Genomic DNA, 25,488 nt, shown 5'->3' with positions numbered 1-25,488 from the left:
GCAGAGCGAGGCCTGGCGCTACTCCCCGTACCAGCGCAACTGCGGGTGCAGGGTCACGACATCGCCGACGATTATCAGCGTGGGCGCCTGTGGGTTTTCGCTGGCGACGATATCCACCATCGTGGCCAGTGTGCCAGTCAGCACCCGTTGCTCTTCGCGGGTTGCCCTCTCCACCAGCGCCATCGGCGTGTCCGGTCGCCGGCCGTGCGCCCGCAACTGTTCACAGATCACCGGCAATCCAACCAGCCCCATATAGAAAACCAGCGTCTCTGACTCAGACTGCATGCCGCCCCAGTCCAGGTTGCTGCTGTTGTCTTTCAGGTGGCCGGCAACGAAGCGTACTGACTGGGCGTAATCGCGGTGTGTCAGCGGGATACCGGCATAGCATGCAGCCGCATTAGCCGCGGTAATACCGGGCACTACCTGGAAAGGCACGCCATGCCGGGCCAGTAATTCGATTTCCTCACCTCCGCGCCCGAACACGAAAGGGTCCCCACCCTTGAGGCGCACAACGCGCTTGCCCTCCCTGGCCAGGTCCAGCAACTGCTGGTTGATCTGCCCCTGGGGTACCGCGTGGTCGCCCCTGCGCTTGCCGACATAAATGCGCTGTGCATCGCGCCTCGCCATGTCCACTATCGGCGTCGATACCAGGCGGTCATACAGCACCACGTCGGCGCTCTGCAACAAACGTGCGGCCTTGAATGTCATCAGGTCGGGGTCACCGGGGCCGGCCCCGATAAGGTAGACCTCGCCCTGCGACTGCTTCGCCCCGCTCGCGATCGCCTCGTCGAACAAGGCCTCAGCTCGCGCCTCGTTACCGGCCAGCACCTGTTCGGCAACCGCACCCTGCAACAACTTTTCCCAGAACAGGCGCCGGGCCGACTCATCCGGGATGGCCTGTTTAACACGATCGCGCAGGCCGCCTGCAAAGGCCGCCAGGCGTCCCAGTGCCGCCGGCAACATGGCGTCTATGCGATGGCGTAACTGGCGCGCCAGAACCGGACTGCTGCCGCTGCTACTGATGGCGACTACCAGTGGATCGCGGTCGACAATGGAAGGGAATATAAAATTACAATACGCCGGCGCATCCACGACATTGACCGGCACTCCCAGGGCGCAGGCATCTTCATAAACGCGATAATTGACTTCAGCCACCGGTGTGGCGGCGACCACCAGTGTTTTGCCCTCGAGGTCGGCTGTGTCGTAGCACCCCTGTCGCCAATGCCCGCCATGCTCCTGCAGCAGTGCCTGCAGCTCTGCGCAGGCCTCCGGCGCAACTGCGGTGACATCTGCTCCGGCGCGCAGCAGCAAGCGCGCCTTGCGCGTTGCCACCGTACCCGCGCCCACCAGTAAAACCGGCGCTCCATGGAGTTTCAGACAAATGGGCAGGTATTGCATGCTGGGCCTCGCTAACGCCGTTTTACCCGGCCCCGGGGGCCAGGGTGTCAAGCCCGCCCATATAGGGTTGCAGCACCTCCGGAATAGCGACGCTGCCGTCCGCTTGCTGGTAGTTCTCCATGATCGCCACCAAGGTGCGACCCACGGCGAGGCCGGAACCGTTCAGCGTGTGCAGTAGTTCCGGCTTGCCGGTATCCGGGTTACGCCAGCGCGCCTGCATCCTTCGCGCCTGGTAATCGCCAAAATTGCTGCAGGAGGATATTTCACGGTAGGTATCCTGTGCCGGCAGCCACACCTCGAGGTCGTAGGTCTTGCGCGCCCCGAAGCCGATATCGCCGCCACACAGGATCACCTTGCGGTAAGGCAGCTCCAGGCGTTGCAATACCACCTCGGCATGCCCGGTCAGCTGTTCCAGCGCGGCATCAGACTGTGACGGACGCACCAGTTGCACCAGTTCTACCTTCTCGAACTGGTGTTGGCGGATGATGCCGCGGGTATCACGCCCATAGCTGCCCGCCTCACTGCGGAAGCACGGCGTGTGACAGGCGAAGCGGACACCATCGGCACCGAGTTCGGAGTCTTCGAATATCCGCTCCCTGCCGACATTGGTCACCGGAACTTCGGCGGTGGGAATCAGGTAATAACCCTGTTCGCCTTCCAGTTTGAACAGGTCTGCTTCAAATTTCGGCAGCTGGCCGGTACCGCGCAGGGAGTCCCGGTTGACAATGTAGGGCACATAGATCTCACGGTAACCATGCTCGGATGTATGCAGGTTGAGCATGAACTGGATCAGTGCCCGGTGCAGGCGCGCGAGATCGCCATACATCACGTTGAACCGGGAGCCGGTAATCTTGCCCGCAGTTTCGAAATCCATCTCACCCAGTGCTTCACCGAGGGCAACGTGATCCTTTACTGCAAAGCTGTAGGCCGCGGGCTCACCCCAGCGCGCGACCTCGACATTGTCCTCCTCCGAGCTACCCTCGGGGACTTCGTCGGCAGGAATGTTCGGCGTGGACAGCAACAACTCGTCCAGTGCCGCCTGGGCAGCCTTTGCTGCATCTGTGGCGCAGTCGAGCTGTGCGGCGATCTTTTCGAGGGTTTCATTTACCTGAGCCTTGGCGTCATCGACACTCATGCCCTGCCCGACCAGGACGCCGATCTGCTTGGAGGCCGCTTTACGCTCGGCCAGCAGGCCCTGGCTGTCGATGTCAGCCTGGCGGCGGCTGGCGTCTAGCGCCTGGAACTCCGCGACATCGAAAACGAAACCGCGCTTCGCCAGCGCCTGTGCAACCCCTTGTGGGTCTTGCCTGACGGCCTTGATATCCAACATGTTGTATAAATCCCGTTACAGAAAAACTGAAAATACCGACTGGCGCTAAACCATTGCCCTGGTCAGGTGGATAGACAGCCCCGCCATGAGCACGCAACTCAGTGCGCTGACAACCATATAGGCCATGGCCTGCAGGACATGTCCCTCCTCCAGCAGGGCGATGGTTTCCAGCGAAAACGTGGAAAAGGTGGTAAACGCACCCAGAAAACCCACCATCAGCACACTGCGCCAGTCGGGATGCATGATCTGCCTCTCGATAAGCACAAAAACCACGCCGATCAGGAACGAACCCAGCATGTTCACCAGCAAGGTGCCCACGGGCCAGCGCCCTTCCCAGAGCGCGTGCGCCCAGCTGGATACCAGGTATCTGGCTACGGCACCGGAGGCACCGCCCAGGGCAATGAATAGCAGGTACTTCATAGTCGTGCGGCAGCGCGTCAGTCGTAGCGGCGTATTGTACTGGTTTTGTCGCGCTCGCGCAGGTACTGCAGCTTTTCGGCGATGCGTTTCTCGAGGCCGCGATCTACTGGATGGTAATAGCGGCGTTCACTCAGCGCCGCAGGAAAATAGTTTTCACCGGCCGCATAGCCCTCTTCCTCGTCGTGGGCATAGCGATAGCCTTCGCCGTGCTCCATGTCCCGCATCAACGCCGTGGGAGCGTTGCGCAGGTGCATTGGCACCTCCTCGCTGTCACCCTCATCCACGTCGGCGCTGGCGAGTTTGTAGGCGTTATAGACCGCGTTACTCTTCGGCGCACAGGCCAGGTAGAGGATCGCCTGCGCCAGGGCCAACTCACCCTCCGGGCTGCCGAGGCGCTCCTGCACCTGCCAGGCATCAAGCGCCAGGGACAGCGCCCTGGGGTCGGCGTTGCCGATATCCTCGCTGGCCATGCGCATGACTCGCCGCGCGATGTAAAGCGGCTCACAGCCGCCGTCCAGCATGCGGCAGAACCAGTACAGGGCGGCATCGGGAGCGCTGCCCCTGACGGCTTTATGCAGCGCGCTTATCTGGTCGTAAAACAGGTCACCGCCCTTGTCGAAACGGCGCAAAGAACCCTGCAGCACTTCCTCCAGTGTCGCCTGCGTAATCTCATCCTGCTCGGCGAGGTCTGCCGCCAGTTCCAGCAGGTTGAGGGCGCGGCGCGCATCACCGTCGGCCTGGGCAGCGATCATTGCCAGGCACTCGGTTGAGGCTTGCATTCCCGGCAGGGCCTCGAGACCGCGTTGCAGAACGTGTTCAAGCTCTGCGCGCTCCAACTGGCGAAGTTTGTACACCCTGGAGCGGGAGAGCAGCGCATTGTTGAGTTCGAAGGACGGGTTTTCCGTGGTCGCGCCGACGAAAATCACCGTGCCGTCTTCCACGTAGGGCAGGAATGCGTCCTGCTGTGATTTATTGAAGCGGTGCACCTCGTCCACGAAGAGCACGGTATCCCGCCCGGAGGCCTTGTGCTGTTTCGCCTGCGCCACGGCTTCGCGGATTTCCTTGACCCCGGAAAGTACGGCGGAAAGCTGCAGGAAATGGGCGTCGGCCGCCTCAGCCGCGATGCGCGCCAGGGTGGTTTTGCCAACGCCAGGCGGCCCCCAGAAGATCATCGAATGCAGCTGGCGCCGCTCGATGGATTCACGCAACGGCTTCCCGGGGGCCAGCAGGTGCTGTTGCCCTGCGTAGGTATCCAGGTCGTGGGGCCTCAGGCGCGCCGCCAGCGGTTGATACCCGCTGCTGTCGGTGCTGCCTTCGAACAGGTCACTGGTCATGGAAGAATAGATCGGCGCCTGCGGGAGGAGTAAAGTTAAAGTCAGCGGGGCGCAGCACCGGCGTGGTCTGCACGTCGACAAGTTCAATGAACAGACGCTGGCCCAGGTTGTCGACTATTTCCATACCGGAAACCGTGCTGTCGCTAAAAATAAGGGTGAGCTCCCGAAACCCCGGATTGCCCGCGGTGGGCTGCAATCGAAACCGGCCTTTACCGGTAACACTGATGTCGAAATCACTGCGCAGGATATCGGTATCGCCACCCAGCACCTGCAACGGCGACACCGCATCCTGCGAGGACAGCGGTCGCCGGGTCACGGTTTCCAGGTCCAGGTCGTGATGCCAGATGAACTCACCGTCGGCGAGGACCAGCTGGCGATCAGGGTCCTCGATGCGCCAGGAAAAGTAGCGCGGCTTCAACAGGCGGAACGTGCCCCTGCTGGTGGCGACCGCTGCCTCCTCATCGGGGCCGTATTGCGTCTGGACGAAGCCGCCCTGCAATTGCTCAAAACCCTGGAGCAAAGCAATCAGCTGCTCATCGGCGCCCTGCTCCGCGCGCACCCCACCCGCGAATATGCCCACAATCAGGGCACAGATCATCGTCAGTGATTTCATAGTGACCGCCGTCAATCTTCAACAGGTGGAGGCGCCAGCACTTCGCGCTGGCCGTTAGTGCCCATTTCGCTTACCACGCCAGCCGCTTCCATTGCCTCGATGAGCCGCGCGGCGCGGTTGTAGCCAATACGCAGTTTGCGCTGGACACTGGAGATTGAGGCGCGACGGCTCTTGGTGACGTAGTGCACGGCCTCATCATAGAGTGCATCGCTCTCATCATCTTCGTCAGATGAACTGGCTTTAAGTTCCCCGGCCGTGACCGGCGTCTGCCCACCCTCATCAAGCAGGCCTTCGATATACAGCGGGTCACCGCGCTTCTTCCAGTCCGCCACGACCCGGTGCACCTCCTCGTCTGAACAGAAGGCGCCATGCACACGATTGGGCACGCCTGACCCCGGCGGCAGGTAGAGCATGTCCCCGTGCCCGAGCAACTGCTCGGCACCGCCCTGGTCGAGAATGGTCCGCGAGTCCACCTTGGAAGAGACCTGAAAAGCAATACGGGTCGGTACGTTGGCCTTGATCAGTCCCGTGATGACGTCCACCGAGGGGCGCTGGGTCGCCAGGATAAGGTGAATACCGGCGGCGCGGGCCTTCTGGGCGATACGGGCTATCAGCTCTTCGACCTTTTTGCCGACAATCATCATCATGTCGGCGAACTCATCGATTACCACCACGATGGCCGGCAGTTTTTCCAGGTTGGGCGGCGTCTGTTCCTCATCGGTCTCGGCAAATATCGGATCCGGCGTCCACAGCGGGTCGGCTATCGGCGTGCCGGCCTTGCTTGACTCCTGTATTTTTCGGTTATACCCGGCGAGGTTGCGCACACCCAGCGCAGCCATCAGCTTGTAGCGCCGCTCCATCTCGGCCACGCACCAGCGCAGGCCGTTGGCGGCATCCTTCATATCGGTGATAACCGGTGTCAGCAAATGCGGGATACCGTCGTATACCGAGAGTTCCAGCATCTTCGGATCAACCAGTATCAGCCTGACGTCCTCAGGGCCTGATTTATACAGCAGGCTCAGCAACATCGCGTTCACACCGACCGATTTACCCGAGCCCGTGGTGCCTGCCACCAGCAGGTGCGGCATCTTGGCCAGGTCAGCCACCACCGGCTGCCCCGAGATATCGTGCCCGAGTGCCAGCGTCAGCGGAGACCTGGACTGGTCGAAGGCCTTGGAGGCAAGCACCTCCCTGAAGTTGACGATCTCACGGTCCTCGTTGGGAATTTCGATGCCGACCACCGATTTCCCCGGGATCACCTCCACCACGCGCACGGAGATAACCGCCAGTGAACGCGCCAGGTCTTTCGCGAGATTGGATATCCGCGACACCTTGACCCCCGCCGCCGGCTGGATTTCGAAGCGCGTGATCACCGGGCCGGGATAGACCGCCGTGACCTCGGCCGTAACGCCGAAATCCGCCAGTTTCAGTTCCAGCAACTTGGACAGGGCTTCCAGCGCCTCCTTGGAATAGCCCTTGGTAGGGTCTTTCACTTCTTCATCAAGCAGTTCCAGGGGCGGCAACTCGCCGGTAACCGGGGCATCGAACAGCGGTTGCTGTTTCTCTTTTTCAACACGCTCGGACTTCTCTGCCCTGGGCTTCAGGGGCTTGATCTTGGGCGGTTTGCGCTTCTTTTCCTTTTCGACATGTTCTTCGATCACCACTTTGCGCGCTTCCACCGCTTTGTCGCGTTGGCGCTTGTCCCGGAACTCGTCGATGGCTTTTTGCACGCGCGTCCGCGTGGCTTCAAATGCGCTGATGGCCCACTGACCCAGCCGATCCATCAGCTTCAACCAGCTCAGGTCAGTAAATATCGTCATGCCAAACAGGAACACCGATAGCAGGATCAGCCGGCTGCCGACCGCGCTGAAGGCGACCGTGAAGGAATCTCCGATGGCCTGCCCGAGAATACCGCCCGCGCCCTGCGGCAGTGGTGAGTTGCCGCTGTCGTTCATGGCCGCCAGCGCCGTACCGGCTATCATCACCAGCACCAGCCCAAGGGTACGGATTCCGAAGGTAAGCCAGTCGAAGCCCTTGTCGTCATTGCGCTCCAGCAGGATGATAACCGCCCGGTATGCCAGCATCAGCGGGAACAGGTAGGCGGCGTAGCCGACCAGAGAGAAAAACACATCGGCAAGCCAGGCACCGGTGGGGCCGCCAAGATTGCGGATGCCGCCGCCGGCGCCACTGGCAGACCAGCCGGGGTCCTGGGGGCTATAGGTCAGCAACGCCAGCATCAGGTAGAGGCAGACGGCACTCACGCCAATAAAGGCGCCCTCGCGCAGGCGCGGCCCCATGAATGATTCAGTTTCAGTCGTGTCTGGCACGGTTGCTACGGTCCTTACCGGGCTGTGTCTGTAAATCGCCTATACAGCGCTGCTATGGCACTTATAGGGAAGAGCAATTGTCGCCTCAATCTGTATTTTTATCAAAGGCTTATACAATCTTTTTAGAATCGTCCTAGCCTTTGCCGGATTCAGGCCTTTAAAGTACCATAGTCGACCCCAATTACAGACCAAGTTTTCCACTTGACATCACACCAGAGCAAAAGGAATCGCGACCGATGAGCGAAGCACGCCATATCCCCCTGATTATCCTGGGCAGCGGCCCCGCGGGTTACACTGCCGCCGTTTACGCCGCCCGCGCCAACCTGAATCCGGTGGTGATCACCGGCATGCAGCAGGGTGGGCAATTGACTACAACCACCGAAGTGGAAAACTGGCCCGGCGGACACGCCGAACTCCAGGGTCCCGAACTGATGCAGGACATGCAGAAGCATGTTGAGCGCTTCGGTACTGAAGTCCTGTTTGACCATATCGAAGACGTTGACCTCAGCGCCCGCCCCATGGTGCTGAAGGGCACCGGGTCCTACACCTGTGATGCGCTCATTATCGCCACCGGCGCATCGGCACAATACCTGGGCCTGCCTTCGGAGCAGGCGTTCATGGGCAAAGGCGTCAGTGCCTGCGCGACCTGTGATGGCTTTTTCTACCGCGGTAAGAAGGTAGCCGTTATTGGCGGTGGCAATACGGCCGTGGAAGAGGCTTTGTACCTGGCCAATATCGCCGAGCACGTGGTCGTGGTGCATCGCCGCGACGCACTGCGCTCGGAGAAGGTCTTGCAGGATCGCCTGTTCGCCCGTGAGAAGGAAGGCAAAGTCACTATAATGTGGGACCACGTACTCGACGAGGTGCTCGGCGATGACAGCGGCGTAACCGGCATGCGTGTGCGCTCGGTCAAGGACGACAGCACCACTGACGTGGATCTGGCCGGCGTATTTATCGCTATCGGCCACAAGCCCAACACAGACATGTTTGCCGGCCAACTGGAGATGAAAGATGGCTATATCGTCATCAAGAGCGGCCTCGAGGGCAATGCCACCAGCACCAGTTTGCCCGGCGTATTTGCCGCCGGTGATGTGGGCGATCATATCTACCGGCAGGCAGTCACCTCCGCTGGCTTCGGATGCATGGCCGCCCTCGATGCGGAGAAGTACCTGGATAACCTGTGATATCCCGGGCGACATGCCTCGCTGCGCAATGATCGTGCGGGCCGGCTGAACCAATGCAGGCACTGCCCCAGCTGCGAGGGGACTCGCCCTTTCCCCCCACCGACCAGGCCCTGGAGTACCCCAATGGCCTGCTCGCTGTGGGCGGCGATCTTTCTGCCGGGCGCTTGCTGGAAGCCTATCGCCGCGGCATCTTCCCCTGGTATGAAGAGCCGCAGCCGGTGCTGTGGTGGACCCCGCAGCCGCGCTCGGTGCTGTTTCCGGAAAAGCTGCATATCTCGCGCTCCCTGCGCAAAACGCTGCGGCGAGCAAACTATGCCCTCAGCGTGGACCAAGACTTTGAGGCGGTAATGCGCCAGTGTGCACAACTGCGCGGCGACGGACTGGGCACCTGGATTGGCGACGACATGCTCGCCGCCTACTGCGATCTCCACTACATCGGCCACGCGCACTCTATCGAAGTATTGAATCAGCAGGGCGATCTGGTTGGCGGCCTTTACGGCGTAGCGCTCGGCGGGGTGTTCTTTGGCGAGTCCATGTTCAGCGCTGAAACCGACACCTCCAAGATCGCGCTGGTCGGGCTCGTCCACATCATGCGACGCGGCGGCTTTCGCCTGATCGATTGCCAGGTTGAGAGTGAGCACATGAACTCGCTCGGCGCCGAGTCGATCAGCCGGCTGGACTTCGAGGCGCACCTTGACCAAACTATAGATGCTGCCCATGACCCCGGCCTGTGGCGGCTGCCGGCGAATTGCGGAGAACTGTTGTGACTTCTTCCCTGCGGGACCTAAAGGTCTATACGACCTACCCCCATAGTTGTAGCTACCTGGAAGATCGGGAAGCCACCACCCTGTTTGTCGACCCGCGCCAGGAGGTCGACCAGACGCTGTACAGCAACCTGTCCGTCATCGGCTTCCGTCGCAGCGGCAATCACCTCTACCGCCCGCACTGCGAGGGCTGTGAAGCCTGCATACCGGCGCGTATCCCGGTCAATCACTTTGCCCCCAATCGCAGCCAGCGTCGCACTCTGTCCCGCAACCGCGACCTGGAAGTGGAACTGACTGCAGACATCCGCGACGAGGCTGCCTTCGAGCTCTATCGACGCTACATCGAGCAACGGCATCACGACGGTGACATGTACCCGCCGGATCGCGAGCAGTATCTTTCATTCCTCGACAACGCCTGGGAATGCACCCGGTATTTTCGCTTCTACGAGCAGGGACGCCTGGTCGGCGTATCCGTGGTCGATGAACTGCTGGACGGCCTCTCCGCCATCTACACGTTTTTTGCCCCCGATGCCGAGAAGCGCAGCCTGGGACGCTACGCCGTGTTGTGGCAGGTAGAAAAGGCCCGGGAACTGAATCTCGATTACCTGTATCTGGGCTACTGGATTCGCGGCTGCCGGAAAATGGCTTACAAATCCGAGTACCGTCCGCTGCAGCTGTACCTGAACGGGCGCTGGTCGGATCTGCGCTGACTGCGCCGCTGAGCCGGGTGCTAACCACGGCGCTGCCCGCCATGCGCACGGCGCTTGATAACATGGTCGCCCGCGGCCACCCCTGACAAACAGTCGACCACCGGCAGCACCGCAGCGGCGCTGCCGGGCCCAGAATTACCAAGAAATAAGCTAGCAACGATTCCCTGTTTCAGGCAAAATGCGCGCTGTTTTTTTAGCGAGGACTGCCACTACATGGCAAAAGAAGACCAAATCGAGATGGAAGGTGAGGTGATCGACACCCTGCCTAACACCACGTTCCGCGTACAACTGGAAAACGGTCACGTGGTGACCGCGCACATTTCCGGCAAAATGCGCAAGAACTACATCCGCATCCTCACCGGCGACAAAGTTCGCGTCGAATTGACGCCCTACGACCTGAGCAAGGGCCGCATCACTTATCGCGAGCGCTAGGCGCTACCCGGTGCGCTCTCATGCACCGGATCCGCACTGAGAAAATCTTCCAGGAACCATGCCGAAAATGCGTGGCGTCCATCCAGCCCTGATTTCCCGTAAATGGAAGAAGCCTGTTGGCGCACCGTCTTTTCCCTGGTGTCGCGTACCACGGCGATCTCCCTGAAGCTCAAGCCCTTGAGCAGCAGCATGGCGACCTGCTGCTCGCTCAGGGTGAGCCCCCAATCCTGGAACTGCTGCTGAATACTCTCGCTGAAATTGCTCCGGGCCCGGCGCATCTCTTCGGTGATGTCCTGTAGCTGCTGTCCGGCACTGTTCAGGCTATGAGTCAGTGCCTGCATTTCCCTGCTGCGGCGGCGCATTTCCCAGAGCAGGTAGATAAAACCTATGCCGGAGGCGAGCACAATCATGCTCTCTTCCACGATGTGCCAGCGCGGCACGCCAAGACCGATATCCGTCACCACATCCAGCGCGTTAAGTATCATGATCACGCCGAGTACACCGGCAATCAGGTAGTCTCTCATTTTTCCTTAATAAACAGTCGGTTATAAAGCATAGGACAAGTGTACCATAAGCCCAAGAGAGACACTTGCCCGATGCCCCGCGGGCCGCACGGGCGTACATTTGGCGCTATGATCCTCGCTTACAAAATCTCCACACCGCCCCGAAAGCGCCTGTTGTCGCCGTGGTCACTCCTGGCCGCCACACTGTTGGCATGCGGCGTCCATGGCAGCGAAGCCGGCAACGGCAATGCTGTCACGGCCAGCAGCATCCAGGCCTCAGAACTGGTGGACATTGTGGCCGCGAAGCAGCAGAGCGGATACGGAGATACTGCCGTCACCCCACCCTTTCAATCCTCCACCTGGTTGGCTGCCCTGCCCTCGGTCTCACTGAGCTACCTGCAGAGTGATGAGAGAGCGGGTACCGACGAGACCGAGGTCAGCGTCAATTTCCCGGTGAAATCGCCCTTTCTCGCCGCCAGGGACAAAAACCTGCGCCAGATTGGCGAACAGCTACAGCAGCTGGAACAGGAACGGCGCCGACTTTACCTGTCTGGCCTGATCAGGGAAGCGCTCTGGTCACATAAGCTGGCCAGCACCAGGGTCGCCTTCAGCGAAAAGAAAGTGACACAGCTTGCCAGCCTGCTCTCGCGCCAACAGGCACTGTTCGATGCGCGCAGCGCAAGTCGCTACAGCCTGCTCCTGCTGCAGCAGGAGATAGCCGATGCGAACTTGCTGCTGGCAGAGCAGCGCGCAGACAGGCGTCGCTGGCACGCTCGCTACAGGCAACTCACAGGGCTGGGAAACCTCCCTGCAGACATCGAGGAAATGCCAGCGCCAGTGGGTGAAGCATGGCAGGCACATCCGCTACTACGCATGCTCGATCTCGACTGGGAACGACAGCGCAGCGTGATTGCTGCTTCCAGTGCGCGCGCGCAGCCGTGGCAGGTTTCCCTGCATGCAAAGCAGGTTGATAGCCCGGCGTTCACAGAGGACCAGTACGGGGTCGCCGTGGACGTACCGCTCTCATTCCTCGATACGGCTGCCGAATCCAGCACAAGTGACTGGCGAGCCAGCCGACGCAGTTACTGGCAGCAGCGCGACGAGTTGCAGTTGCAGCTCGCGCAGCGATGGCAGGCCCTGCAAACCGAGGCAGTCTATCTGCGAGAACGACAATCGCTGCTCGAGTCAGCAGCCAGCGCCAGCCAGGAACTGGTGCGCGAGACACGCACGCTGATGGGCGAGAACGAGTTGGGCCGTGAAATCTGGTTGCGCCGTGAACTCGCGTACCTGGACCGGCAGGCCGAGGTCGCCATCAACCAGTTACGCATTGGCGAAAACCGCGCCATGAGCCGACACGCAGCAGGATTACCCCTTTGAAACTATTCACTTCGCTTCTCTTGTTTACCGGACTGCTGGGCACCATCGCCCGGGCCGACACCATACCCCTTGGCGCGCTGGGTGACCTGGCCGTTGACTTCGCCAAAGTAGTGTCAACCGACACTTACCCGGGCCGCCCCCTGTCGGCACGTGCGAGTTTTCGCCAGGGCGAGGCGGTGAATCTGGTCACGCCCTATGCCGTCAGGCAGATACGCTTCCAGCACCCGCCCGGCGCCCTGGTTGCCCGTGGCGACATCATTGCCCGCCTGGCCGGCCCTGAGATACACCACTTCATGACCGAGTTCACTATCCTGCAGTCGCGCCTGGCCAGTGCAAGCCGGCGTTACGAGAGAAATCGTGAACTGTATGAGCGACAGGCCATTGACGAGTCCACCTGGCTGGACATCAGCGATAGCTATTACGCGCTGCGCCTGGAGCACGAACACATGCGCCACTTTTATGAGCTGTTGGAGCCTGCGGGCGAGGACGACGCGCTCTGGCTCAAGTCACCGGCCAGCGGGTTGCTGCAGTACAGGCAACCCGAACCCGGGCTCGCTGCCGGGCAACAACTTGCGTTAATCATCCCACAGGATGCATTGCGACTGCGGGTATCGCTGCCAATCGACATGGGACAGCAAACGCAGTCTCTGCGGATACCGGGTTGCACCCTGGCGGTTGAATCGCTCAGCGGCATCGCTGATGACTATTTCATTGAGGCATGGAGCGCGCCGCTGACAAGCGCCTGCCAACTATTGCCCGGACAACGGGTTATGGCCAGGCCGCTATTGGGCGTTACGGGCTACCTGGTACCCCGCAGCGCACTGATCGAATGGCAGGGTAAATCTGTTGTACTGATGAAGGCAGGAACGGCGCTGGAAACTGTCTTGGTGCAGATTCTCGGCAGCGTGAATAGCAGCTACTTCGTCACCTCTGCGCGAGACCTGTCTGGCCGCGAGGTGCTGTCCACCTCGGCAAGCGCCGTTCAGGGCATGCTCAATGGCCTGGGGGGCGAATAGTGCTGTTGCAGTCCGTGGTGCATTTTTCCCTGACCCAGCGCCTGTTCGTACTGCTGCTGGCCACCGTGGTTTGTGTGCTGGGTGTGCGTTCCTGGCTGCAAATACCGATTGATGCCTTTCCGGATATCTCCCCGACCCAGGTGAAGATCATCCTCAAAGCGCCCGGAATGACGGCTGAGGAAATCGAGCAACAGGTAACCCAGCCAATAGAGACCGAACTACTGGGTATCCCGCGTCAGCAAATTCTGCGCTCGACGACCAAATACGCGATCACTGACATCACCCTGGACTTCGCCGACGGCACAGATATCTACTGGGCCAGGCAGCAGGTCAACGAAAGACTGCTCAACATCTGGGATACCCTGCCGGATGACATCAGCGGCGGCATCGCCCCGATGAGCACACCGCTATCCGAGATGTTCATGTTTACCCTGGAGAACCCTGCCCTGTCACTGATGCAACGGCGCGAGTTGCTGGACTGGGAAATACGCCCGGCGTTGCGGTCTGTACCCGGGGTCGCCGATGTCAACGTGCTTGGCGGCTACGCCAGGACCTACCAGGTATCTCCGGACCCGGAGCGCATGGCAGCACTGGGAATCGACCTGGACAGGCTGCGCAACATACTCTCGCAGAATAACCGGAACACCGGCACCGGCAGAATCGTGCAGGGCAACGACACACTTATCGTACGGACATCCGGACGCATGCTCAGCGCGGAAGACATTGCCAACCAGGTGGTGCACAGCGACGGTGCGACAGTCTATCGGGTGCGCGACATCGCCACCGTGAGTGTCGGCCATTTGAGCCGCTACGGTTCTGTTACCCGAGATGGCGAGGAGACCACGGAGGCACTGGTTATTGCACTGAAGGACAGCAACGCCGCCGAGGTCATCAGTGCGGTAAAGGACAAGCTGGCAGAACTGGTACCAACTTTGCCCAAGGGCACCGAGATCAACGTGTTCTACGACCGCTCCGTGCTGATCAACACGGCGGTAGCCACCCTTTCCAGTGCCTTGTTCCAGGCTGTCGTTATTGTTATCGCACTGCTGGCCCTGTTCCTGGGAGACCTGCGCGCGTCCCTGGTGGTGTCCCTGTCCCTGCCGCTGGCGGCACTGGCCACCTTTACGCTGATGCGTCTCTACGGCCTGTCTGCAAACCTGATGAGCCTGGGTGGCCTGGTTATCGCCATTGGCATGATCGTCGATTCCTCTGTGGTAGTGGTTGAGAGCATCGCCACGCGCCTGACAGGAAAGCCGGGGCTGCCGCGACTGCATATCATCTATCGGGCAGTCAAGGATGTGGCCGTGCCGGTAGTGTCCGGCACACTGATTGTGCTTATTGTGTTTTCTCCACTGCTGACCCTCACCGGCCTCGAGGGCAAGCTGTTTACCCCGGTGGCGCTTACCATTGTATTTGCGATGCTTTCGGCGCTGCTGTTTTCGCTCACGGTCATACCCATTCTCGCTTCGCTGCTGCTGAACGATAAGACGGTCGCCGTGCCGGGTTATATCGCGCGACTGCAACGCGCCTATCGATCCCTGCTCGAGCGGGTGCTGAAACGCCCGGCCTTCCTGCTGCTGGTCACTTTTGCCACCTTGGTTGTCGCCCTGGTGCTGTTCGCGTTCACCGGCAAGACCTTCATGCCGTCGCTGGACGAGGGTGACCTTATCGTGCAGTTGGAGAAGTCGCCAAGCATCTCCCTGCAGGCATCAACGGAGCTAGACAAACAGGTTGAACTCGCACTGCTGCAGCAAATCCCTGAAATTCGCCAGATCGTTGCGCGCACCGGTTCGGACGAGATCGGCCTCGACCCCATGGGGCTGAATGAAACCGATATCTTCATGGAATTGAAACCGATGGAGCAGTGGCGGTTTGGCAGCAAGGACGCATTGACCGACGCTATCCGCGAGGTACTGCTGCAGTTTCCCGGTATTAACTTCGGCTTCACCCAGCCCATCGATATGCGCGTGTCAGAGATGCTCTCCGGTTCCAGTGGCGACCTGGCGATCAAGGTGTTCGGCGATGACATAGCCACGCTTGCTAGTGCGGTCGAAGCAATTAAAGCCATTACCCGCGACACAGAGGGTGCTGTTGATGTGCAAAGCGCCGTGATAGAGGGCGGTCGTTTCCTGGACCTGCGCGTAAAGCAGGACCTGGTGGCTGGCCGCGGTATGAGCGTGACCGACCTTGGGGATGCCGTCCGCGCGCAACTGGAAGGGGTGGTGGTGGCGGAGGTGATTGAGGGTAAACGGCGCTTTCCCCTGACCCTGGCCAGTCGGGGAAGTGCCTTTGACCCGTCTGCGAGCATTGCCGAGTTGCAGCAGCAGCTAGTTATCCTGCCCGACGGCAGCAAGGCTCCGTTACAGGCTATTGCCGACATCCAGTTTCGCGAAGGGCCGCTGTTGATTGAGCGGGAGATGGGTAACCGTTTTGGCGTGGTGACCAGCAATATCAGTGGCCGCGACGTGGTCAGTTTTGTCGAGGAACTGGATCGCCGCATCAGCGAGGAGCTTGTCCTGCCGGCGGGCTACTATGTCAGCTTTGGTGGCGAATTCGAGAACCAGCGCCGGGCCACTTTTAACCTGTTGATGGTAGTGCCGGCAGCGCTATTGCTCATACTCGTCATCCTGTTCACCACATTTCGCTCCTTACTTACCGCCGCGATGATTCTCGGCAATATCCCTTTTGCGCTGATGGGTGGGGCCATCGCCCTGTTTATCAGTGGTGAGTACCTGTCTGTGCCGGCATCGGTTGGCTTTATCGCCCTGCTGGGCGTCGCTGTGCTCAATGCCGTGGTGATGATCAGTCACTTTGAGCAGAGCCGCCCCTACTTTCCCGACGCCGGTGACCGTGTGCTGAGTGGCGCTGCCACGCGCTTGCGCCCTATTCTCATGACAGCAACCACCGCCATGTTCGGCTTGCTACCGCTGGTTTTTGCCAGCGGCCCCGGAGCTGAAATCCAGCGCCCCCTGGCGATTGTGGTGATTGGTGGCCTGCTCACATCAACCGCCACCACGCTCTTCCTGCTGCCGCTGGCCTACCTGCGAATTGAGAACCGAAAAGCATGAATAAACAGATACTTACGGCTGTCTTCTCAGAAGAAATAAAAGATGAAATCATCGATACAATGATGAGTCTGGAGGTGGTTTCCGGCTTCACGCTGGGTGCGGTTCACGGCTATAGCAGGGAACACAGCCGCTACGATATAAAGGAACAGGTTGCCGGCCACAGGCGCATGTGCCGTATCGAGGTCATGCACGGCGAAGATCAGGAGCAGGTGCTGCTCGCGGCCCTGCAGGACGCTGGCAAGGCCAGCCACGTGCGCTACTGGATAAGCCCCGTCTCCGGGAGCGGCGTCATCCCGGACAGCGGGGAGCCTCACTGACTGCCCCGCCTGCCCTCAGGGAGGGCCAGGCAGCCTGTGGCAGTCAGTCGCTTTTTTCCAGCACTCCCTCTTCTTCTTCCACGGTGACGTCGAGCCTGTCCTCGGCCTTGTTCAGGCGTACCCTGGCAGTGCCCCCCGAGCGCGCGAGGTCGCCGAACAGCACCATCTCCGCCAGCGGCTTCTTGATGTGCTCCTGTATAACGCGCTCCATGGGCCTGGCACCCATGTGTTGATCGTAGCCTTTTTCCACCAGCCACAGGCGCGCGTCCTCATCGACATCCAGCGTGACCCGCTTCTCGTCGAGCTGCCCCTGCAGTTCGGTAAGGAATTTGTCGACCACGGTGAGGATGACATCTTCGCCGAGGGGCTCGAACTGTACTATGGCGTCCAGGCGGTTGCGGAACTCCGGGGTGAACATCTTGTTGATAGCTTCCATGCCATCGGTACTGTGGTCCTGCTGGGTAAAACCAATGCTGCGGCGGCTGATACTCTCCGCTCCCGCGTTCGTGGTCATGACCAGGATCACGTTGCGGAAATCAGCCTTGCGGCCGTTGTTATCCGTGAGTGTGCCGTGATCCATTACCTGCAGCAGCAGGTTGAATACTTCCGGGTGCGCTTTTTCGATTTCGTCCAGCAGTACCACCGCGTGTGGATGCTTGGTGACCGCGTCCGTTAACAAGCCCCCCTGGTCAAAGCCGACATAGCCCGGTGGGGCGCCGATAAGCCGCGACACCGTGTGCCGCTCCATATACTCGGACATATCGAAACGAATCAGTTCCAGGCCCAGTTGCATGGCGAGTTGCCGCGTCACCTCGGTCTTGCCCACGCCCGTAGGACCTGCGAGCAGGAAGGAACCGATCGGTTTGTCGCCTGCCCGCAGCCCCGCACGCGCCATCTTGATGGACGTCGACAGACTGGATATGGCACTGTCCTGCCCGAAAACTACCATCTGCAGGTTCTGCTCGAGCTTCGCCAGGGTGTCCTTGTCGTCGGCACTCACCGATTTTGGCGGAATGCGCGCAATCTTCGCTATCACCGTTTCGATGTCACCGACGCCCACGACTTTTTTGCGCTTTGACGGTGGCTGCAACTGCTGGAAGGCCCCTGCTTCATCGATCACGTCTATGGCCTTGTCAGGCAGGAAGCGATCGGTAATGTAGCGCGCGGAAAGGTCGGTTGCCACTTTCAGCGCCTTGTCGGTGTAGCGCAGGCCATGGTGCTCCTCAAAGCGCGATTTCAGCCCCTTGAGGATCTTGTAGGCGTCTTCGGTACTGGGTTCCAGCACATCGACCTTCTGGAAACGCCGGCTGAGGGCCTTGTCCTTGTCGAAGATGCCCCGGTATTCCTGGAAGGTGGTGGAGCCGATACAGCGCAATTTGCCAGAGCTGAGCAGTGGCTTGAGCAGGTTGCTGGCATCCATGACGCCGCCCGAAGCCGCCCCGGCGCCGATAATGGTATGCACCTCGTCGATAAACAGGATGGCATGATCCCGCTTTTTGAGCTCGGCCAGCAGGCCCTTGAAACGTTTCTCAAAGTCTCCGCGGTACTTGGTGCCAGCCAGCAGGGAGCCGAGGTCAAGTGAGTACACCACCGCGTCCTGCAGCATGTCAGGCACGTCGCCCTCTACAATCTTCTTGGCCAGGCCTTCAACGATAGCCGTCTTGCCAACGCCGGACTCGCCTACCAGCAGGGGATTGTTCTTGCGCCTGCGGGCCAGTATCTGTGCAACGCGTTCGACTTCCGGCACGCGCCCTATCAGCGGGTCGATATGGCCCTCTGCGGCCTCGCGATTCAGGTTGGTTGCATAACTGTCGAGGGGGTTGCTTTCGCCCTCCTCTGACGCCGCGCCATCGTTCTCCAGTGAATGGGGTATTTCACCCTGCTCATCCTCGCCGGCAACCTTGGAGATGCCGTGGGTGATGTAGTTCACCACGTCCAGGCGGGCGATATTCTGGGTCTTGAGAAAGAATACCGCCTGGCTTTCGGCTTCACTGAAAATGGCTACCAGCACATTGGCCCCGGTCACTTCACTCTTGCCGGAAGACTGCACATGAAAGACGGCTCGCTGCAGTACGCGCTGGAAACCCAGCGTCGGCTGCGTATCGCGGTCTTCATCGTCTTCCGGGATCAGTGGCGTGGTCGCGTCCACAAACTCCACGAGATCGCCGCGCAGGCCGCCGATATCGGCGCCACATGATTTGAGCACTCGAATCGCATCGTTATTGTCCAATAGCGCCAGCAACAGGTGCTCCACCGTCATGAACTCATGACGCTTGGCACGTGCGTTGCGGAAGGCGTCGTTCAGTGCCTGTTCCAGATCTTTACTCAGCATACTTGGCTACTCCCGGGCCTTAGCCCTCCGACGCCTCGATTTCACACAACAGGGGATGTTCGTTTTCACGGGCGTACTGGTTTACCTGTGCCGCCTTGGTTTCGGCAATATCGCGGGTGAAAATCCCGCATACGCCTTTGCCCTGGGTGTGTACCGTCAACATCACATGTGTTGCCTGCTCACGGTTCATACGAAAAAACAGTTCCAGCACCTCGACCACAAATTCCATGGGCGTGTAATCATCATTCAGCAGCACGACCTTGAACAACGGCGGTTTCTTTAACTCGGGTTTGGACTCCTGCAGAGCCAGGCCGCCTTCGGAGTCGCGCTGCTCATCAGCCATACGCCAGTCAAGGTGCTTCTGGATGTATTCCACGGTGCTACTCATACCTGCAAATGGGGTTCGACTACTGGATATGGATACAATACTCGTGTTTTCAAGGGCTCGCAACGCGAGACTGAAAAGCCTGAATGGTTGCAGGGATATACGCTGAATAGCGCTTTTAAGATTACTGCAGCACACACCTGTGTGACGCCATGTGCGCCTGCTGCCCCGCCCCTCCGCCGTGGCTCCGGCGTGCAGGCGAGTCAGCCCTGCTCACTATTACCCTGCTGGCACTGCGACAAGGCAATGTAGCGGACAGGGTCAAGTTGATGCCGTGGCGGTCACGTACTTTGGTGCCGCGCGCAGAAACAGGAGCCCACCAACCACGACCAGGCTCAGGCTGATGGCCATGGCGTAGCGCAGGCTGTCGCTGCCATACGCCGGCTCCAGCAAGTCGCTCAACGCGCCGATAAGCAGCGGACCCAGGCCCATGCCCACCAGGTTGAACATAAACAGGAATATCGCGGCAGCCTGTGCTCGCATACTACCGGGCGACAGCGTCTGTATGGCAGCGTAGGTGGGCCCCAGCCAGAACGCCGCCACAATGCCACCGAGAAAGGTGAACAGGATGGCAACCGGGATCATGGATCCACCCACCGCAAACTGCTGTGACTCAGGCCACAGCAGAAAGCCGAGCATCAGCGGAGCCGTCGCGAACGCACCCAGTGCGGGCAACCACAGCTGCCAGCGCTTGTCGCGCTGGCACAGTCGGTCACACATCAAGCCACCGCTTATCGCACCGATAATGCCGCTGACGGCGCCCGCGCCACCGAGTAGCAAACCGGTCTCCACCAGGCTGAGTCCGTGTGAACGCATCAGGAAGCTGGGAGACCAGGTACCCAGGCCGTAGGCGGCCAATGCCGTGCTTGCGCCGGCGGTGGCAATCAGTGCAAAACCGGGCAGGGCCCAGATGTGTTTTATGTCTGCCAGCATGCTGCTGGTGCCCAGCGGGCTTTCACGGCGCGGCTCCTTTACGGTAAACGCCACCAGCAGGCCGACGACAATACCCGGGATACCAAAGAAGATAAACGCCATGCGCCAACCATATTGGGCCGCCACCACAGCACCGCCCAGCATGCCGATAAGAATGCCGAACTGTGTGGCGGTGGCGTGAATGCTCAAGGCCGTGGCGCGCTGCTCAACAGGAAAATAGTCCGCGATAAGGCTATGGGACGGCGGTGTCCCCCCCGCCTCGCCGATACCCACGCCCACGCGCGCCAGCGCCAACTGCCAGAAACTGCCGGCGAGACCGCAGAACGCCGTCATGGCGCTCCACAAGCCAACGGATATGGCGATGACATTGCGCCTCGACCAACGGTCTGCCAGGCGCGCTACCGGCACACCCAGGCTGGCGTAAAACAGGGCGAAGGCAAAACCGCTCAAAAAACCCATAGCGGTGTCGCTGACTTCAAACTCGAGCTTGATCGGCTCCAGCAGAATGGTGATCAACTGCCGGTCGACGAAATTGAGGATATAGGTAATCCAGAGTATGAAGAGGACGTAGGCGCGGTATCTGGGACTGAATGCGGATTGCATGGCTGCGACACAACTCGTGGGTTAGCCAGCGAGAATAGTCATGCTGCGCGCCCAAGTCCACATATTCACCCCCCAGGCTTGCATGGCAATACAGAGGCTGCAGGGACGGCTGCGCCAGCAGGCCGGCACTCACGGCATCCGGTAATGTGCGGAACAAAAAAAGGGGCAACGCCAAACGTTGCCCCTGTCTTTAGACTGCGCTGCCGTGCTACATGGCCTTGACGATGGCCTTGCCGAAATCAGAGCAACTCAACAGCGTTGCACCGTCCATCAGGCGCTCGAAATCGTAGGTGACGGTACCAGCCTGAATCGCGCCGTTCATGCCGTCTATGATCAGGTCTGCCGCTTCGTTCCAACCCATGTGGCGGAGCATCATTTCCGCCGACAGGATCAGCGAGCCGGGGTTGACCTTGTCCTGGCCGGCGTACTTGGGCGCGGTACCGTGCGTGGCTTCGAACAAGGCCACGGTATCGGAAAGGTTGGCGCCCGGCGCGATGCCGATACCGCCGACCTGTGCGGCCAGCGCATCGGACAGGTAATCGCCGTTCAGGTTCAGTGTGGCCACCACACTGTATTCCTTGGGCCGGGTCAACACCTGCTGCAACATGGCATCGGCGATCACATCCTTGATGATAATCTCCTTGCCGGTGTTGGGGTTCTTGATCGACACCCAGGGACCGCCGTCCAGCAACTCGCCGCCGAACTCTTCCTGCGCCAGTTCATAACCCCAGTCGCGGAAAGCGCCCTCGGTGAACTTCATGATGTTGCCCTTGTGCACCAGTGTTACCGAGGGCAGGTCCTGGTCGATCGCGTACTGGATGGCCTTGCGCACGAGACGCTTGGTACCCTCAGCTGAAACCGGCTTGATACCGATGCCGACGTTCTGGGGGAAGCGGATCTTGGTGGCGCCCATTTCATTGATGATGAAATCGACCACTTTCTGCGCTTCCTGACTGCCGGCCTGGTACTCGATGCCGGCATAGATGTCTTCCGAGTTCTCCCGGAAAATAACCATGTTGCAGGCGCCCGGGTCTTTCACGGGAGACGGGACGCCCTCGAACCAGCGCACGGGACGCAGGCAGGTGTAGAGGTCAAGCTCCTGGCGCAGTGCCACGTTGAGGGAGCGGAAACCGCCGCCTACCGGCGTGGTCAGGGGGCCCTTGATGGCAACCGAGTATTCCTTGATCGCATCGAGTGTCTCTTCAGGAAACCAGTCGCCATCGTACAGTTCGGCGGCTTTTTCACCGGTGAAGATTTCCATCCAGGAAATCTTCCTGGCACCACCGTAGGCCTTCTCCACGGCGGCGTCTACCACGTCTATCATCACCGGGCTGATATCAACGCCGATGCCGTCACCTTCGATGTAAGGAATGACGGGATTGTCCGGGACGTTCAGGCTGTTATCTTCGTTAACGGTGATTTTGTCACCTGTAGAGGGAACCTGAATATGCTTGTAGCCCATATATCTACTCCATTGCTGCTTTAGTTCTTGGAATAATTGGGGAAATCCTGTGGGACGCCCCGTTTGAAGCGGCGGAAATTGTAGCACGTTTGCAGGCGTTTCTGCGCAGCCTGGCGCCTTTTTTCGCTCGTGCAGGACCAAATCATTACACCGCACGGCGCCATTTGACGTAGCATTCACAAGGTCATGGCAAAAATCATCCTCTTCAACAAACCCTTCCGGGTGCTCAGCCAGTTCACTGACGCCGAAGGCCGGGATACGCTGGCGGACTACCTCGATGCGCCCGGTTTTCGAGCCGCCGGCAGGCTGGATTACGATTCCGAGGGCCTGCTGCTGTTAACGGATAATGGCCGCCTGCAACAGCAGATTGCCAACCCGCGACACAAGCAGTGGAAGACCTACTGGGTGCAGGTCGAGGGCAATGTTGACGCTGCTGCCATCGCGGCACTGGCAAAGGGGGTCGAGCTCAAGGACGGCCCCACGCTGCCTGCGCGCGCCAGGCGCATGGACCCACCCGCGCTCTGGCCACGGACGCCGCCCGTGCGCAGCCGCAAGACGGTTCCCGACAGTTGGCTGGAGCTGTCTATACGAGAGGGACGCAATCGGCAGGTACGCAGGATGACAGCAGCTGTGGGCCTTCCCACACTGCGCCTGGTGCGCACGCGCATAGCCGACTGGCACCTGGGTGAACTGGGGCCGGGACAATACCGTATCGAAGACGTAGCCGCACCGACTGCACCGCGCCGGCGTCGGCCGCCACCGAAGAGGAGAAAACAGTGACCCCAGCCCGTGATTGGCCACCCCATGTCACCGTCGCGGTTGTCGTTGAACGCGATGGCCACTACCTGATGGTAGAAGAGAGAGATGAACTCGCAGGGGGACTGGTATTCAACCAGCCTGCCGGCCACCTGGAGCCCGGCGAAGGGCTGTTGCAGGCCGCCCTGCGTGAAACGCTGGAGGAGACCGGTTGGTCGGTGCAACTGACTGGCGTGATCGGTGTATCGCTGGCGACCGCACCCAATGGCATTACCTATTACCGAACCAGCTTTGCTGCGCAGCCAGTGACAGAGGTGGAAGGCGCGATAATCGATGCTGATATCGAACGCGTGCACTGGCTCAGCTACGAGGAAATCGTGGCGAATTCTGCTAGACTGCGCAGCCCGCTGGTACTGCCCACCATTGAGCAATACCGCAAGGGACACCACTACCCCCTGGACTTTGTATACATCGATGAGCCTCAACGCTTCCAGTAAAGTCATTGTCGGCATGTCCGGCGGTGTCGACTCCTCGGTCGCCGCCCTGCTTCTCAGGGAGCAGGGCTATGCCGTGGAAGGCCTGTTCATGAAGAACTGGGAGGAAGACGACGGCACCGAATACTGCACCGCCAAGGAAGACTTCGCCGACGCCCAGGCGGTAGCCGACAAATTGGGTATCACCCTGCACGGCGCCAACTTTGCCGCTGAATACTGGGACCACGTATTCGAGCATTTCCTCGCTGAATACCGCGCCGGGCGCACACCTAACCCGGACATCCTCTGCAACCGCGAAATCAAGTTCAAGGCGTTTCTCGATTACGCACTGGAATTGGGAGCGGACATGATCGCCACCGGCCACTATGCCCGCAGGGGCACGTCCGGCGGCAAAGCCACCCTGCTCAAGGGCCTGGATGGCAACAAGGACCAAAGCTATTTCCTGCACGCTGTAGGCCACGAGGAACTCGCCAGAACCCTGTTCCCGGTGGGTGATATCGAGAAGCCGCTGGTGCGGGAACTGGCGGCACAGCACGGCCTGGCCACGGCGCGAAAAAAAGACTCCACCGGCATCTGCTTTATCGGCGAGCGGCGCTTTCGCGATTTCCTGCAACAGTACCTGCCGGCCCAGCCCGGTGAAATACGCAGCATCGACAACGAGTTGCTGGGCCGCCACCAGGGGCTGATGTACCACACTATCGGTCAGCGCCAGGGGCTGGGCATCGGCGGCCTGGCCAACCATTCCGAGGCGCCCTGGTACGTGGTTGAGAAGGACCTGGAGCACAATGTGCTGCTGGTGGCACAGGGCAATGAGCACCCGGCCCTGTTCCGGCAGGCCCTGGCCTGCAGCCACATATTCTGGGTGGCGGACGAACCCCCTGCCCTGCCCCTGTCGTGCCACGCCAAGGTGCGCTATCGCCAGGCTGACCAGGCCTGCACCCTGCTGCGCGACGGCCAGGGCTACCGCGTTGAATTCGCGCAGCCCCAGCGCGCCGTCACGCCCGGCCAGTCAGTCGTGTTCTACCAGGGCGAACAGTGTCTTGGCGGCGGCGTTATAGAGAGTACCGCCTGAATGCGCAGTCATCTTGAACAGCAGACCCTGGCGCTGGCCGGCGTGGCACAGGCGGCCCGACTGGTAGACCAGGTTTCAAAAACCGGCACCTACCCCGTGGAGTTTCTCGAGTCCTCCCTGCACAGCCTGTTCACCTTCGAAATCGACGATGCAGCCGACCTGTTTGGCGGCGTCGGCGGCGTCAAACTCGGTCTCGACAACCTCAGTGCCATGCTGTCCAATCGACAGGGCGAGGAAAACCGCGACACCATACGCTACGTGTTCAACCTGCTTTACCTGGAGCGCAAGTTCGCTGCCAGCGATGAAATGATGTCGGTGGTGAGATCCCGGCTGGAGCATGCCAGCTTCAATGCAGAGCATTTCGCCAGCCACGTCAATGACACCTGTCACGCCGTCTCGGGCATCTACCAGGACACCCTCAGCAAGTTGCGTTTTCGCGTCAAGGTCACCGGGGCGGCGCAACACCTGCAGGACCCCAGGAACGCCGACATCATCCGTGCCGTGCTGCTCGCCGGCCTGCGTTCGGCCTTCCTGTGGCGCCAGCTGGGCGGCCGGCGCTGGAAGTTGCTGTTCCAGCGCAAACAACTGCTGCAGACAGCACAAAACCTGTCGCGCGATCTTCCGCTGGTGTAAAATCCGGCCTCTTTCAATCCGGAGT

The 25,488-nt window shown here is 60.3% G+C and carries 23 protein-coding genes; 12 read left to right on the top strand and 11 right to left on the bottom strand.

Going from position 1 to position 25,488, the window contains the following annotated elements:
- Positions 1 to 18 precede the first annotated feature (18 nt).
- Genes cysG through F0M18_RS04290 form a run of 6 tightly spaced genes read right to left on the bottom strand, consistent with a single transcriptional unit; the run spans position 19 to position 7,392 of the window.
- Positions 19 to 1,398 carry a siroheme synthase CysG gene (gene cysG / locus F0M18_RS04315; RefSeq protein ID WP_149610185.1) on the bottom strand — a complete coding sequence of 460 codons (1,380 nt, stop codon included), beginning with the start codon at positions 1,396 to 1,398 and terminating at the stop codon, positions 19 to 21.
- A gap of 22 nt (positions 1,399 to 1,420) precedes the next feature.
- A complete protein-coding gene (gene serS, locus F0M18_RS04310) occupies positions 1,421 to 2,728 on the bottom strand; it encodes a serine--tRNA ligase (protein ID WP_149610184.1) in 1,308 nt (435 codons plus the stop codon).
- Positions 2,729 to 2,773: 45 nt separating this feature from the next.
- Positions 2,774 to 3,148, bottom strand: coding sequence for a fluoride efflux transporter CrcB (gene crcB / locus F0M18_RS04305; protein ID WP_149610183.1), 375 nt, complete (start codon positions 3,146 to 3,148; stop codon positions 2,774 to 2,776).
- Positions 3,149 to 3,165: 17 nt separating this feature from the next.
- Positions 3,166 to 4,482 (bottom strand): replication-associated recombination protein A, encoded by a 1,317-nt coding sequence (locus tag F0M18_RS04300; protein WP_149610182.1) that lies wholly within the window; start codon positions 4,480 to 4,482, stop codon positions 3,166 to 3,168.
- The gene (locus tag F0M18_RS04295; RefSeq protein WP_149610181.1) at positions 4,472 to 5,095 is read right to left on the bottom strand and encodes a LolA family protein; all 624 of its coding nucleotides are present in this window, start codon (positions 5,093 to 5,095) and stop codon (positions 4,472 to 4,474) included. Before F0M18_RS04295 ends, F0M18_RS04300 begins: the two co-directional genes overlap by 11 nt.
- An 11-nt stretch (positions 5,096 to 5,106) precedes the next feature.
- Positions 5,107 to 7,392: a DNA translocase FtsK gene (locus F0M18_RS04290; RefSeq protein ID WP_149610610.1), complete on the bottom strand. Its 2,286-nt coding sequence runs from the start codon at positions 7,390 to 7,392 to the stop codon at positions 5,107 to 5,109.
- Positions 7,393 to 7,658: 266 nt separating this feature from the next.
- Between F0M18_RS04290 and trxB the strand changes: the two genes are divergently transcribed.
- The 4 genes from trxB (at position 7,659) to infA (ending at position 10,512) form a co-directional block, all read left to right on the top strand.
- Positions 7,659 to 8,606: a thioredoxin-disulfide reductase gene (gene trxB, locus F0M18_RS04285; protein WP_149610180.1), complete on the top strand. Its 948-nt coding sequence runs from the start codon at positions 7,659 to 7,661 to the stop codon at positions 8,604 to 8,606.
- Positions 8,607 to 8,659: 53 nt separating this feature from the next.
- Positions 8,660 to 9,373, top strand: coding sequence for a leucyl/phenylalanyl-tRNA--protein transferase (aat, locus tag F0M18_RS04280; RefSeq protein WP_149610179.1), 714 nt, complete (start codon positions 8,660 to 8,662; stop codon positions 9,371 to 9,373).
- Complete coding sequence (locus tag F0M18_RS04275; RefSeq protein WP_149610178.1) at positions 9,370 to 10,080, top strand: arginyltransferase; 711 nt, start codon at positions 9,370 to 9,372, stop codon at positions 10,078 to 10,080. The genes aat and F0M18_RS04275 overlap by 4 nt, the downstream gene beginning before the upstream one ends.
- A 213-nt stretch (positions 10,081 to 10,293) precedes the next feature.
- The gene (gene infA, locus F0M18_RS04270; protein WP_148063084.1) at positions 10,294 to 10,512 is read left to right on the top strand and encodes a translation initiation factor IF-1; all 219 of its coding nucleotides are present in this window, start codon (positions 10,294 to 10,296) and stop codon (positions 10,510 to 10,512) included.
- Here the strand turns inward: infA and F0M18_RS04265 are convergent.
- Positions 10,509 to 11,036: a helix-turn-helix transcriptional regulator gene (locus tag F0M18_RS04265; protein ID WP_149610177.1), complete on the bottom strand. Its 528-nt coding sequence runs from the start codon at positions 11,034 to 11,036 to the stop codon at positions 10,509 to 10,511. The two genes, infA and F0M18_RS04265, sit on opposite strands and share 4 nt — an antisense overlap.
- Positions 11,037 to 11,144: 108 nt before the next feature.
- Between F0M18_RS04265 and F0M18_RS04260 the strand changes: the two genes are divergently transcribed.
- Genes F0M18_RS04260 through F0M18_RS04245 form a run of 4 tightly spaced genes read left to right on the top strand, consistent with a single transcriptional unit; the run spans position 11,145 to position 16,793 of the window.
- Positions 11,145 to 12,392, top strand: a complete 1,248-nt coding sequence (locus tag F0M18_RS04260) for a TolC family protein (RefSeq protein WP_188109589.1) — start codon at positions 11,145 to 11,147, stop codon at positions 12,390 to 12,392.
- Positions 12,389 to 13,408, top strand: coding sequence for an efflux RND transporter periplasmic adaptor subunit (locus F0M18_RS04255; RefSeq protein ID WP_149610175.1), 1,020 nt, complete (start codon positions 12,389 to 12,391; stop codon positions 13,406 to 13,408). The genes F0M18_RS04260 and F0M18_RS04255 overlap by 4 nt, the downstream gene beginning before the upstream one ends.
- Positions 13,408 to 16,476, top strand: coding sequence for an efflux RND transporter permease subunit (locus F0M18_RS04250; protein WP_262500817.1), 3,069 nt, complete (start codon positions 13,408 to 13,410; stop codon positions 16,474 to 16,476). The genes F0M18_RS04255 and F0M18_RS04250 overlap by 1 nt, the downstream gene beginning before the upstream one ends.
- Positions 16,473 to 16,793, top strand: coding sequence for a DUF3240 family protein (locus tag F0M18_RS04245; RefSeq protein ID WP_149610174.1), 321 nt, complete (start codon positions 16,473 to 16,475; stop codon positions 16,791 to 16,793). The genes F0M18_RS04250 and F0M18_RS04245 overlap by 4 nt, the downstream gene beginning before the upstream one ends.
- Before the next feature lie 43 nt (positions 16,794 to 16,836).
- On the opposite strand, the gene clpA is transcribed toward F0M18_RS04245, so the two are convergent.
- From clpA to icd, 4 genes are all read right to left on the bottom strand, one after another.
- The gene (gene clpA, locus F0M18_RS04240) at positions 16,837 to 19,125 is read right to left on the bottom strand and encodes an ATP-dependent Clp protease ATP-binding subunit ClpA (protein ID WP_149610173.1); all 2,289 of its coding nucleotides are present in this window, start codon (positions 19,123 to 19,125) and stop codon (positions 16,837 to 16,839) included.
- A 19-nt stretch (positions 19,126 to 19,144) separates the two neighbouring features.
- Positions 19,145 to 19,468 carry an ATP-dependent Clp protease adapter ClpS gene (clpS, locus tag F0M18_RS04235; RefSeq protein WP_149610608.1) on the bottom strand — a complete coding sequence of 108 codons (324 nt, stop codon included), beginning with the start codon at positions 19,466 to 19,468 and terminating at the stop codon, positions 19,145 to 19,147.
- 303 nt (positions 19,469 to 19,771) lie between these two features.
- Positions 19,772 to 21,046: a spinster family MFS transporter gene (locus F0M18_RS04230; protein WP_149610172.1), complete on the bottom strand. Its 1,275-nt coding sequence runs from the start codon at positions 21,044 to 21,046 to the stop codon at positions 19,772 to 19,774.
- Between the two features lie 208 nt (positions 21,047 to 21,254).
- Complete coding sequence (icd, locus tag F0M18_RS04225; protein ID WP_149610171.1) at positions 21,255 to 22,508, bottom strand: NADP-dependent isocitrate dehydrogenase; 1,254 nt, start codon at positions 22,506 to 22,508, stop codon at positions 21,255 to 21,257.
- A 186-nt stretch (positions 22,509 to 22,694) separates the two neighbouring features.
- Here icd and F0M18_RS04220 point away from each other — a divergent pair, with 186 nt between their 5' ends.
- Genes F0M18_RS04220 through hflD form a run of 4 tightly spaced genes read left to right on the top strand, consistent with a single transcriptional unit; the run spans position 22,695 to position 25,463 of the window.
- Entirely contained in the window at positions 22,695 to 23,288 is a 594-nt protein-coding gene (locus F0M18_RS04220; RefSeq protein WP_149610170.1) for a pseudouridine synthase, read from the top strand.
- A complete protein-coding gene (locus F0M18_RS04215; protein ID WP_149610169.1) occupies positions 23,285 to 23,761 on the top strand; it encodes an NUDIX hydrolase in 477 nt (158 codons plus the stop codon). The genes F0M18_RS04220 and F0M18_RS04215 overlap by 4 nt, the downstream gene beginning before the upstream one ends.
- Positions 23,739 to 24,830 carry a tRNA 2-thiouridine(34) synthase MnmA gene (gene mnmA, locus F0M18_RS04210; protein WP_149610168.1) on the top strand — a complete coding sequence of 364 codons (1,092 nt, stop codon included), beginning with the start codon at positions 23,739 to 23,741 and terminating at the stop codon, positions 24,828 to 24,830. Before F0M18_RS04215 ends, mnmA begins: the two co-directional genes overlap by 23 nt.
- Complete coding sequence (gene hflD, locus F0M18_RS04205) at positions 24,831 to 25,463, top strand: high frequency lysogenization protein HflD (protein WP_149610167.1); 633 nt, start codon at positions 24,831 to 24,833, stop codon at positions 25,461 to 25,463.
- Positions 25,464 to 25,488: the final 25 nt, after the last annotated feature.

The organism is Pseudohalioglobus sediminis (assembly GCF_008370495.1).
Classification (GTDB): domain Bacteria; phylum Pseudomonadota; class Gammaproteobacteria; order Pseudomonadales; family Halieaceae; genus Halioglobus.
This window is presented reverse-complemented; position numbering and strand designations above follow the sequence as displayed.